The following is a 12,398-nucleotide window of genomic DNA, read 5'->3' as shown; positions in this document are numbered from 1 at the left end:
CTGTTAGTGGTTACTGCAGTATCTCCTAAAATAGATACATCTGGCACTGCACAAAAATTTCCATTAGAGAATAATGTATTAATTTCTGCTGTTGTTAAAGCCCTGTCATATACATGTATATCATCTAATTCATCTTGGTATATATCCACTCCAGATAAATTAGATATTCTGTTATTTGCTATATTAACGTTTCCTAGTGAATGTATGGTTTTAGTTACTCCAAAAGCCGCAACAAAGGTCGTAGGGTTTTGTTGGGTTGGGTTATTATCTATTGTTATAGTATTTTTCAACTCATAACGCGCAAAATTTGAGGTATTATTAACAAACGTTAATTCTACACTTACATTTACGTGATGCCAATTACCATCTGCTATAGTTGTTGTTGATTCAAAAGTATGCCCTATATTAGCTTGTACTGCTTGATTTAGCTGGTTACTATTATAACGTACTCTAGAAGAGGCTCCAATTTTACCATTCTTTAAATAAATAAAATAACCTGTTTCATTACCATTAAAGCCAGTTCCTGAGCGTTCACTTTGATCTATAATGGTTCTTCTATTTAAATCGTTTGTAGAGGTTTTAATCCAAAAGCTATAATTTATTACTTGGTTTACGCTTTGAAATGAACCAGAAGTATTTCCAAAATTAATATCACTTCTTGTGAGGTAATCTCCATTGCAACTTAAAGCATTGTTTACTACGTTAAACCTATTAGACGTATTGGAAGAAGACACGCCAGTTTTGGTAAAGTCATTCATATTCGCTGTACCATCGACGAAAGTTCCATTATCTAATTCATAACTCGCAATAAGGCCATTTGTAGGGATTTGTGCATAAGAGAGTGAAGATAAAAAAAATAAGAAAAGCAATCTTGTTTTCATAGTATAATTATAGTTTGTGGTTTAAAGCATAAAACTACCTACTAATTAACAAGAAAATGATTACCAATTGCTGAAATGCAGTTTTCAATTTCTAAAACAAAAATTAATACTTATAACAAGGCATAGTAGTAATTAGTATTATAAAAGTATTGAACATTCTAACTTTTTAGTTCTTTTTAGAGCTTATTTTTCTACTTGAAGAGTAGTATTTGTTTAAGTAGCTTAATAATATCACATAAAGTAAATCTTCTTCACTAATGGTACTCCTCTTACGAATTACTTTTCTTTTCTTTAGATTTGTTTGTGTAATAGGGTCTTTTGCTAGTTTATTTATAGAGTGATTTATCTTAGATATTGACGAATCTACTTCTTTAACATATCCTTTTTGAGCATTAGAGCATATTGTAATTGAGAAACTTAAAATAAAGAGTATAAGTGTTAGTTTTTTCATAATCGTTATCATTTTAAATAATCTTTAAAAGTAACTCTACTTACAAAGTAAACGATATTAACTTTTCTAAAAAGCCTATATCAACTTCTAAAACTTACCCTATGCTTTGCACTATTGCTAAAAACTCTTCTTTTTTATCCTTAGATATCGATACTGTTTCGTTATTATCCATTACAATATATCCTCCATCTTTTTTAGAGTATTCTTGTATGTATTTTAAATTAATTAAATAAGATCTGTGTGGTTTATAGAATGTGGAAGTGTTTTCCAATAGCTCTACAAAGTGTCTTAGGGGTTTACTTATTAATATTTCGCCTCTGGATTGAAGTGAAATATTAGTGTACATTCCATCTGCTTTTAACATTATTATGTCTTCAAAATCTACAAACTTAATGCCATCTGCTACTGGTAGTGCTATTTTTTTAAAGTTTAAACTATTTAGGCTATTCCTTAGTTCTTCTATTTTTACATTTATTTGCGATTTACCAATGCTTAATAAAGCCTTATTTATGGCAGATTGTAATTTATCTACTCTTATTGGTTTTAACAAGTAGTCTATAGCTGATAACTCGAACGCTCTAATGGCATATTCACTGTATGCTGTTGTAAAAATGACTTCAAAATTATGATGCGTTTTATCTATAAAGTCTAAAATTTCTAATCCAGAATGTTCTGGCATTTCTATATCTAAAAATACTATTTGTGGTTGTTCCCTTTTTATAACCTCAATACCACTTAATAAATCTTCTGCTGTGATTACTGTTTTAATTTTTGAACAATTTTCTTGAATCATCAATTGCAATAGTCGTCTTGCTTTTGGTTCATCATCTATAATTAACGCCTTCATAATCATATATTTTCGTAAGGGATTATTATATCTACTTGTGTCCCTATTGCTGTTTCTTCTTTTAACAAATCTGTAATCGTAACTCCTATTTGTTTTTCTTTTCCGTAGTTTAATAAATCTAGTCTATCTTGGTTAGCTTTAGTTGCAAAAGATTTATGTTGTTTGTAACTTCTTTCTTTATATTCTTTAGCTTTTGTTCTGCCAACTCCATTATCTACTATACTACATTTTATAGTTTTTAACGCTTCGTGTAAGCTAAAATCTATTTTTAATATTCTATTTTCTTTTCTATGTAATAGTCCATGTTTTAGTGCATTTTCTACATAAGGCTGTATCAACATCGTAGGAATATATATATTATTAGGTTCTAATATATCATTTTTTATGCTGTATGTTAGTTTGTCTTCAAAACGTAGTTTCTCTAACTCTAAATACATTTCTAAACAATCTATCTCTTCTTGTAATGGAACTCTCCCCTTTGAGCTATGACGTAAATAGGCTCTCATTAAATCTGCGAATTTCCCTAGATAATCGCTTGCTAATTTTTTTTGGTTAAGCATAATATATTCTTGAATAGAGTTTAATGCATTGAATATAAAATGCGGATTCATTTGTGAACGTAAATTCTCTAGTTTTAACGCCACTAATTGGTGCTTTATTTTTACTTGCTCTAATTCGTTTTCTTTTTGTTCTTCTTTATGTTTTGCTTTAATTTTAAAAAAAACAATTACACTAGCCAATCCTATAATTGCTATTAAAGCACCAAACCACCAGCGCTTCCAAAATGGTAACGTTACATCTGCTTTAAATTGTATTGTATTGGTGTAAGTGCCTTCTAGTATATTCTTTGCTCTAGCTTTAATTATATATTTTCGACTTGGCAAACTGTTAAAATCTACCTCATGCTTGCCTTGTTCTAAAGTAATCCATTCAGGGTTTAAGCCTTCTACTTTATACTCAAATTGATATTCATTTAAAACATTTAGTCCGTTGACCATAAATTTTATTCCCAATGCATTGGCATCATAATCTATTTTATAATTTTCTTTTATTTCTTGTAATTTATTTTCAATTTTTATTTCTGAAAAATAAATTTCTGGAACGCATATTTTTTTCTTTTGTTTTGTTTTTGGAAATTGATATATCCCATTTGATGTTTGATACCACACATAGTTGCCTGTTACTTGGAGTTTTAATATTCTGGGATGTATAATACCGTCGCTTATACTATAATTTATAAAACTTTCTGTTTCGTAATTGTAGCGTTGTATACCTTTATTTGTAGCTATCCATAGATTCTCCTCATCGGTAGCCATTGCTCTTATATTTTTATCAAGTAACCCTTTTTCAGATTTATAAATCGTTTTTAAAATCTTTCCGTTTTTCATTAAATAAAGCCCCCAATTAGGTCTACTTATCCATACGCTATCTGTATTTGTTTTAGTCACTAGCTTACGCATGTACAACTTGGTGTTATCGTGTAGGACGTTTTCTAAATTCCTTTCTTTTATAGTTCCCCATTTAAGTCCCCTTGCAGTATTTACATAATAGTGCCCAGATTTAGTTGTTGTTAAGCTTCCTGACCTGCCATTAAAAGCTATTTTTCCCTCTAGATTATTATTTAGTATTTTAGTCCTATCGTAATTAGAGGTAATAAACAAGCTATCGTTTAATCGTTTTATGTCTTTGGGTGTATATTTAATTAATTGCTTAGTTACTTTTAAATTAGCTGGATTATATACTTCTATAAAGCCTCCATTAAAAAATAATCCTTGATTTTTTAATTTATCGTAATAAACGCGTTGTTCCTTAAAATAATCTATATTTCGGGAAACACTTTTTTTAGTTTTTAAATTAACTGAGTGTAATTTATTATTGTTAGATATATAATTTATTGTATAGTCATTGACAGCTACAAAGTGAGATATTAAATCTTCTTTATATGCTTCTGTTTTATATTCTTTTACGTCTAAATCGGGAATTACATACAACCCATTATTTAGTGTAGAAAATATATAGTTTTTATTGCGATCTATAATAAGGTCGGTTACTCTCTTTTCTTTTAAATAATGGTTTTTTAAAACTAATTTTCCATCAACATAACCATATTCGTACGCTCCATTTACAGTAAAAAACCAATAGTTGTTTTTTATTTTTTTTAAATGTGATATTGCAATACGAGAAATAGCATTGAAATCGTTTACTGGTTTAATTCCTGATTCGTTAATTTCGAAAAAGGAATTTATGTTTCTTCTTTGAGAGAGCATATAAAGTTTCTCTCTGTAACTAAACATATTTGAAAGTAATTCTTCTTTTTCTGTAATTGCAGTTTTAAAGTGCATTACATGAGATCCTTTTTTAATTTCATGCAATGCATCATCTTGGTAATAATACTCTTTTCCTTTATAATTATAATAAAGGCTTTTTTGACTATTATAAAGTTTCACTCTATCTATTACCTTCGTATCAATATCTATTTTGTACCGATATTTATCAACAAATACGATATTGTTATCTATAATTTCGAACGTTACAAGTTTTTCTCCTATATGTTCTTTTAAGTTCATAAAAAGAACAGTTTTACCGTTTTCAACATAGTAAAACTCTCCTCCCATGTTATTAAACCAAATTCGTCCTTTCTTATCTAATTTTAGACCAAAGACCGAAGACCTCACCAGTTTTGGATGGGTATATTTTACATATTTTTCTCCATTGAAGCTGTAGAGTCCAGAGTTTGCAGCAAGCCATATAAGCCCATCTTTATCCTCTAACATTCTATAAATAATCTTATCTGGCAAGCCGTTTTCTTCACCAATATGTATAGATAAAGGATCTTGAGCTTGTACAACAAAAGAAATGAATAAATACAGAATAAGTATTAAATGCTTTTTTATCAAAATCTAGAAAATATTAAATTCTAAATGTACACTTTAGTTTTAATAAAAGCCTTTTATAACTTCTAAAACACCTCTTTCAGTTGCTAAATCTATGGTTTTAGTTTAATGGGAAGTTATTTAAAATAAGTGTTTCCAGCTTATTTTTATCATTTTCAAAAATTAAATATGCTTTTAGTTCTGGGTGCGCTTTTGTAAATTGTTTTACTCTTTCTACTCCCATAGCTTGAAAAGCCGTTGCATATCCATCTGCTTCCATACAATTACTTGCTATAATAGAAACACTTAAAATATTTGTTCGTGTTGGATAACCTGTTTTTGTATCTATAATATGTGCGTACCTATTACCTTCTTCATCTACTTTAAATTTTCTATACGTCCCAGAAGTAGCCATCGCCCTATCTTTTAATACAAAGACTTTATCATAGCTTTGAGTACCATCAAAATTGGGATTTTCAATACCTACAGTCCAACCAGATTTTTTATCAATGTTTATACCATTTCCTCTTAACTCACCGCCTATATTAATTAAATAGTTTTTAATTTTTTTATGTTCTAAAAACTCTCCTACAACATCAACAGCATATCCTTTAGCTATTGCATTAAAATCTAGGTATGGTTTAGGTTTTTGTTTTTCAAGCTTAGATCCTTTTAAGGTTATTTTATCTAAGCCTACATACTGCATTAAACTATCTATTTTAAGGCTATCTAAGTGTGTTTTGTTTTTTTCTGACCCAAAGTTCCATGCATTAACTAATTTACCAATAGTGGGGTCAAAAACGCCTTTAGTTTCTTTATGAATCTTTTTGGAGGTTTTAAAAACTTTTATAAAATGATTATCTATACTATCTAATATATGCTTGTTAACTTTTGAAATGTCTGAATCTGCTTGGTAATTAGACATTGACTGATTGATTGTATAAAATAAACTGTCTATTTCTTTTTGATAATTAATTCCTTCTTCTGAATAATAATTTATATCATAGAATGTCCCAAATATAGGACCAGATAGTTTCATTTTTTTTAACTCACTTTTGCAAGACACTAATGTTAAAGTAGTAATAATTAACAGTACAGTATTTTTAAACATTATAAAGTATTTTGTTTTTAACAAATTAATTTAAATTGGTTTCTAAAACTTGTATACCATTATATTCTATAAGATACTCTTCATTTAGATATACTGGTAGCTCTTCTCCTTTTGGGTTACCTAAACCAACTCCTGCATATAATACTTTAGCATTATGTTCTCTAGCATGCGTTTTAAATGATTCCATCCAAACTATATCGTAATTATTAGCATTTTCGGGAAGCATTACTGCTTTAACAATAACAAAAAAATATTGCTTATTAGCATCTATACAAACAAATTGCGGGTGTTTTTTAAGCTTACTATTAACTGCTATAAATTCGAATCCTCGTTGTTCTAGGTCTTTGCCAACATGGTTCATTGCCAAGTTATGCAGTTCTTGGGCTGATAATGCTTTATTCATATAACAAAAATACAACAATTGTTATTATTTAATAGTCGTCGCTTACTCAAAATAAACAAAAAACATGTTTTACATTTATTTAAATCTCACATATTTGGAGTTATTAAATGTGTAATTAGAAACACCTATTTCTACATTTAATTTTAGATCATACCAAGGAGATAGTTCTGTGTCTTCAAGATTTTTAACCAAATGCACACTTTGTGCTGGTGTATTACCTTGAAACAATAAAAAAAGTTTTTCTCCTTTCTCATTAACAGCTTCATCAGCTATCATAACAATATGGCCTGGTGTACCTCCACGTATTAACATGTCTCCAACTTTAAGTTTTTCAATAGCTTTTATTTGTGGCAACTCATTATACAAAGACAAGGTTCCTGAATAGGTATAAATTAAATTCAAATATTTATAAAAATTATTTTTAGTATGATTACTTTTTGCTGTTTTACTAAAAGTAACTTTATTTCCATTTATTCTTGGCCTGTAGCCTTCTGCATATTCTAACCAAGAGCAGTAATGCCCACTTGTAAAATTAAAACCAATCTCATCTTTTCTATTATTATCCCACAAATACTCACTTCTAATTCTTATTAATGCATCTGCACATTGCTGCAATCCATTTTTTGGTACTGGGACATCTAATATTCCTATATGCCCAATTTGCCAATAATATTCGCTACCATCATAATTAATTATTTTACTATTAAATGGCTTAAGTTTATAGTTTCTTAAATAATCTTCAAATGATCCTGTATTATATTTTACTCGCTTATACCCTTTTGGTGTGTTAACTCTAGATTTAATAGTTAAACTATCTTTATTTAAAAGTGATGTCGTTGTGGTAATCCCTTTTACAGTTTGTTTAACCACTTGCTTCATTGGACTGAATTGTAATGCCAATGCACATATGGAGATTAAAATACAGATAACTAATATTACTTTTTTCATAATCTTATAAACGTAAAAAGCCAATACTTTCGTATTGGCTTTTACTATTTTATAATAATTAGTTTATTGCAACCTAATTATTCTTTTATTAATTTAGTTGTTAAACTAGCTTCTTCTGTAGATAGCTTTACAAAGTAAACCCCTGCGTTAAAGGTGCTAACGTTAATAGTTTCCATATTAGAAGTGCTGTTGTATACTTTTTGTCCTGCAATGTTAAATACTTCTACTTTAGATAGTGTATTTTCTAATCCTTTAATAGTTACAACATCATTTGCTGGGTTAGGAAAAATTGAATACCCTGTTAATTCATTCTCTTCAACTGTTAATGTTGCAAAGCTGTATGAAGTTGTTCCTGATTGTCCTTCATATACAAGTATAGGATTAAAACCACCAGTAGTATCAGCCCTCATGAAACTATCAAATTGTCCTCCTGCAGCCATTGCTAATGAACTCCCATTATCTAAAATACTAACTTCACCTGTAGTAGGAGAACCTAATATGTCAAATGTAACAATAGGAAATGGTTCGTTAGCATTGTGCATAGGTAAAGAAAAAGAACCAGAACTAATAGACATAACATATGCGCCTCTATCATTACCTGGGTCAGCTGAATCTAACTGAGCAGCTGTAAAAATAGGAATCTCCCCTGTAGTAGTTAATTCTATTGAGCCATAAGGTAAAGTAATATGGTCTTTACCAGTATACCCACCATCTTGTATCATTATCGTTAAAGAAAAAGACTCTAGGTTTGGTGCAGCAGAAGCTGTATAATCTGGTACAGCTACAACTGAATAATTATAACCGCTGTTTTGAACAAGTGAAAAAGTATATCCGTCTTGTGCTTGAACATTAATTCCAATTATTAATGTTAGTAGTAATAGTAATTTTGTTTTCATTTTTTCTGTTTTATATCTTAGAGTTAACAAATATATCATTTTTTTATTGTTTTAGTTAGTTCCTTCTGGTAATTGTTGTGTAAAGTTGTAGGTTGCTGTTGGTGGGCCTCCAAATACTGAGTTTGATGGATTATTAAATATATTATTTCTTATATGTAAAACATCACTATTTGCTCCTGCATAATAGGTTAAACCATCCATATTTATATCCGTTCCATAATATCCTAAAGAACCATAAGTTGCTACTGGTGGGCCTCCAAATATTGAGTTATTGGGATCGTTAAATACCTGTGCGCGTATTGATGGCACATCTGAGAAACCTCCTAAATAATTTAAAAGCCCATTTCCTGTACTATCTCCTGCCCACATACCTAACATACCACTTGGCATTCCAAAACTGGTTTGTGCGTCAGTACCAAATGTAATAGGAGTTGTATTAGTAAAATCCACTATAGAGGTTGTTGCTGATAATGCAAATAATCCATTCGTCATTACACCTAAGTGATTTCTATGCTTTACTACTACATAGTAATCTTTACCTGATGTATTAAACAGTAAACTTGAAGTGCCATCTACTCCAACAACATCTCCATCTCTTTGAAGTAAAGCCGATTGTGAGGCTGTAACTGTAGTGTTAGTTACGGCATCTCTTAATTCAACTAATACCCAGTCTACTATGGCATTTGCTCCTGTTACATTAAATACAGAGGCATTACATGTTGTTGCATCGTATGGACTCGTTGTAGGTATGTATCCTGCTACTCGTAAATCATCTCTCATTAAACTCTCTTCGCCTGTATTTGGATTTAATGCAGCCCCTTGTAAGTATACTTTTGGTGATACTCTTACTCTAAAGGCCGACTCTGGTCCAAAATAATAGGTTCCTGATAGACCTGTAAAAGTCCCTGTTAATGTTGTATTAGGTCCAAATGATGCCACAGTTAATGGTACCACTTCTCCTGAACCTTCCCTTAGGGCATATAAAGAACTTGTTGATGTAAACTCACTTGCTTCTAAATAAAAAGTAATATCTACATCTCCAGAAGTTGTTGTATTTGTTGGTGTTATCGTAAATGACTTATCCATTACTAGATTTGGAGCTACACTTCCATTATATGACTGAGTACTTGTTCCTGCTCTTACAACAGATACATCTGTGCAACCATAATCAAATCCATTTTTATTTACAATATCTAACATGAAATTCCCTGAATCATCCGCAGTATATGCCGTTCCATTTCCTGGTATATTTAATGCATCGTCTGTTACTCCTGTATTTACAGCTGTTTGAATTTCTGCTCCAACATCTGCTGTTATAGAGACTTCATCTACACCTAGTACCCATTGTCCTGTTGTATCGTGATGTCTAAATGATATATATATTGGTTGACTTGAATTAGCAAAAGCATTAGGAATTGCTACATCATAATAAGCACCTCCAACGGCAGGAATTACTGTATCTACTAAACGAGTTCCTGCTGTAATATTTGCTATTGATCCAGCCAATGTAGAAATATAAACTTCATAATTTTCACTATAAAAATTACCATCACTTCCTGAACCTGCAAAATATCTTAAGTTTATATTAGATGCTCCATCTGGAATTGTAATTGCTGGTGATGTTACAAAATTATCTGGACTATAATCAGAGCCATTCCATGAATATGATGCTAAAAAATAATCTGTATAGATTCCAAAAGGAGTCGTCCAATTAGATTCTTGAACTAAATTCCAATCATCTGCAGTTTCATTATTACCATCTCGAATAGTCCAATCACTAGCATCAGCATCTGAAAAATCATCGTTAAAGAGCGTCATATTTGTACTTGCAGATGGCACACTATCATCATCGTTAATTGTCAACACCAATGAATTCGTACCTGCTGTTGCATCACCTCCACTAACAGTAAAGTCTATCGTTACTGTTTCTGTACCCTCTACAAATCCATCATTGTATACTCTAACAGATAAATCTTGAGAAGCTGTAGCTCCAGCTGCAAAAACGACATTAGGTGTTAGAATTTCAAAATCATCCCCATTTATTGCCGTTCCTCCAGTAATATTAAAAGTAACAGTTGCATTAGCCGACGGCCCAACTGCAACAGTTAATGGTACAATAATATCTGTATAGCATGCAGCCCCTTCTGTGGTTGAAGCTGATGGACTTGCATAAGAAATTACAGGGTTAACTGCTCCTGAAATATCTATTACTGCGGAGTTTATATTAAAAAATATATTTCCGCTACCTTTAACCATTATACGACATGTACTAGACTCTCCATTAGGAACAACGATATCATGTGAGCCATCATTTGGTGTAGCTGTTGCTAAAACTGTAGGATAGGTTAATCCTCCATCTTTGGATAAAAGGATATCAACATTAGCTGCATTAATTGGAGCGGCATTAGTTCCTGCAACATTCCAGGTAATTGTTTGTGTACTTCCTTGTGGCCATACTGTAGCTGAATTTTGTGAACTCACTGTAAATGGACCTGCACTAGCATTAGTAGTCACTGTCATTAAATCATCCGCAGTTTGTCCTCCTCCTGCATTATTATCTCTCACAGTTAAAGCAAATTCCATAGTTCTAGATACAGATGGTAATACTTCCCATGTTGTTGATCCTCCTGTAGTTACTAAATCTGATAACCTAGGTATATATCTTATTGGGTTTGTTGTGCCTTCAAAAGAACGCACCATTGGTCCTACAGCACTTCCAGCAACTGGTGGTGCTTGTCCATTTGGTGCTTGTTCTGTATCGTTTTGCTCCCAAGTAAAAGTATGAGATGCTGTACCGTCTGGATCAGTAGAACTTCCTATAAGCATATATGGTGTTGAAACAGGAATAGTATAATTACTCCCTGCGTCTGCAGTTGGAGCTGAGTTACCTATATTAGTTTCTACATCACAAGAGCTACTAGCTCCAGTTTTAATATTAGCAGAAATATCTCTAATATTTACATAATTAAAATATGCATCACTATTATTTTGAACATTAGATGCACAAATCCCTGCATACCCCATAATAGTTGTACCTGAGGCCGGTTCTACTTCTGTAGCACCATTACCAGAACGACTACAAGTATTCATAGTATGCCAACCATCAAATTGATGCCCCATTTCATGAGCCACATAATCTACATCAAATGGATCTCCTGTTGGGTCAGCTCTTCCTGTATAACCACGCCCTTTGTGCGTTCCTGTTTGAGAAACACTTGTACAAACACAACCTAAACATCCTGCACTACCGCCTCCTGTTGTATTAAAATTATGACCAATATCGTAATTATTTACGCCTATTACATTATCTAATGTTACAGCCGTTTGGGTATTCCATTCATTATTCCATGGATCATTATTCGCTGTTAAGTATATAACATCATCATTGTTTGCAACAAAAATCATTGTTGTTGCCAAGTCTCTTTCATATATACCATTAACTCTCGTCATAGTTATAGCCATCTGTGCTTGCACATTAGCTTTTTGTTGAGCTGTAGTTCCTGTTCCTTTAAAAATGGTTCCATATTCTCCAGTACAAGATTGCGCTAATCTGTATGTTCTTAATTTACTATCATCAATCGCCTTGTTTGTTGAAGTATTACCACTAAGCGAAGGTAATTCGACTTTCTCATCTGTTAAACACTCAAATCCTTGGTTATCTATACCAAGTGCTGCTTTAGAGTATACCATATAATTATTTCTGTCCTCTGTATAAGGATCTATATACCAAGAGCGTTTAGTTCCAGACAATGTCATTGTATGTAAACCAAATTGAGTAACTGTAAAACGCATTGTAGCACTAGGATCGTCTATTCCCTGACCTGCATAGGCTTTTATCATTGGCATTTTTCTAGCCAACTCTTCCTCCATTACTGGAGTTTCAATAATAGCAAATGTTTCGAATTCTCCAGATGCATTTGGAAATGCAATTCTAACTGGAGAGTTTTTAGCTATAATTTCACCTCTCATAGGAGCATTAGCTATACTC

At 31.6% G+C, this 12,398-nt stretch carries 9 protein-coding genes; all 9 read right to left on the bottom strand.

Annotation, left to right across the window (positions count from 1 at the left end; translation table 11 throughout):
• Positions 1-881: hypothetical protein (locus tag ACVC2P_RS16375; RefSeq protein WP_452599532.1), on the bottom strand; the 881-nt coding region annotated here is incomplete at its 3' end.
• Positions 882-1,047: 166 nt separating this feature from the next.
• The gene (locus tag ACVC2P_RS16370; RefSeq protein ID WP_452599531.1) at positions 1,048-1,332 is read right to left on the bottom strand and encodes a hypothetical protein; all 285 of its coding nucleotides are present in this window, start codon (positions 1,330-1,332) and stop codon (positions 1,048-1,050) included.
• Between the two features lie 94 nt (positions 1,333-1,426).
• Entirely contained in the window at positions 1,427-2,179 is a 753-nt protein-coding gene (locus tag ACVC2P_RS16365) for a LytR/AlgR family response regulator transcription factor (RefSeq protein WP_452599530.1), read from the bottom strand.
• Between the two features lie 2 nt (positions 2,180-2,181).
• Positions 2,182-5,076, bottom strand: coding sequence for a histidine kinase (locus ACVC2P_RS16360; RefSeq protein WP_452599529.1), 2,895 nt, complete (start codon positions 5,074-5,076; stop codon positions 2,182-2,184).
• A 97-nt stretch (positions 5,077-5,173) separates the two neighbouring features.
• Positions 5,174-6,163 carry an FAD:protein FMN transferase gene (locus ACVC2P_RS16355; RefSeq protein ID WP_452599528.1) on the bottom strand — a complete coding sequence of 330 codons (990 nt, stop codon included), beginning with the start codon at positions 6,161-6,163 and terminating at the stop codon, positions 5,174-5,176.
• 25 nt (positions 6,164-6,188) lie between these two features.
• The gene (locus ACVC2P_RS16350) at positions 6,189-6,566 is read right to left on the bottom strand and encodes a Na(+)-translocating NADH-quinone reductase subunit F (protein ID WP_452599527.1); all 378 of its coding nucleotides are present in this window, start codon (positions 6,564-6,566) and stop codon (positions 6,189-6,191) included.
• 75 nt (positions 6,567-6,641) lie between these two features.
• Positions 6,642-7,514, bottom strand: a complete 873-nt coding sequence (locus ACVC2P_RS16345) for a DUF4846 domain-containing protein (protein ID WP_452599526.1) — start codon at positions 7,512-7,514, stop codon at positions 6,642-6,644.
• Positions 7,515-7,591: 77 nt separating this feature from the next.
• On the bottom strand, positions 7,592-8,410 hold the full coding sequence (locus ACVC2P_RS16340; protein ID WP_452599525.1) for a T9SS type A sorting domain-containing protein: 819 nt from the start codon (positions 8,408-8,410) through the stop codon (positions 7,592-7,594).
• A 51-nt stretch (positions 8,411-8,461) separates the two neighbouring features.
• The coding region (locus ACVC2P_RS16335; RefSeq protein ID WP_452599524.1) for a reprolysin-like metallopeptidase at positions 8,462-12,398 on the bottom strand (3,937 nt) is incomplete at its 5' end.

It is taken from the genome of Pontimicrobium sp. MEBiC01747, assembly GCF_053601635.1.
Note: the sequence above shows the minus strand (reverse complement) of the source record. Positions and strands in the feature narration are given on the sequence as shown.

Excerpts from the sequence above, each read along its gene's own strand:
- ACVC2P_RS16370 (WP_452599531.1), bottom strand. The coding sequence starts at position 1,332 with ATGAAAAAACTAACACTTATACTCTTTATTTTAAGTTTCTCAATTACA.
- ACVC2P_RS16365 (WP_452599530.1), bottom strand. The coding sequence starts at position 2,179 with ATGAAGGCGTTAATTATAGATGATGAACCAAAAGCAAGACGACTATTG.
- ACVC2P_RS16355 (WP_452599528.1), bottom strand. The coding sequence starts at position 6,163 with ATGTTTAAAAATACTGTACTGTTAATTATTACTACTTTAACATTAGTG.
- ACVC2P_RS16350 (WP_452599527.1), bottom strand. The coding sequence starts at position 6,566 with ATGAATAAAGCATTATCAGCCCAAGAACTGCATAACTTGGCAATGAAC.
- ACVC2P_RS16345 (WP_452599526.1), bottom strand. The coding sequence starts at position 7,514 with ATGAAAAAAGTAATATTAGTTATCTGTATTTTAATCTCCATATGTGCA.
- ACVC2P_RS16340 (WP_452599525.1), bottom strand. The coding sequence starts at position 8,410 with ATGAAAACAAAATTACTATTACTACTAACATTAATAATTGGAATTAAT.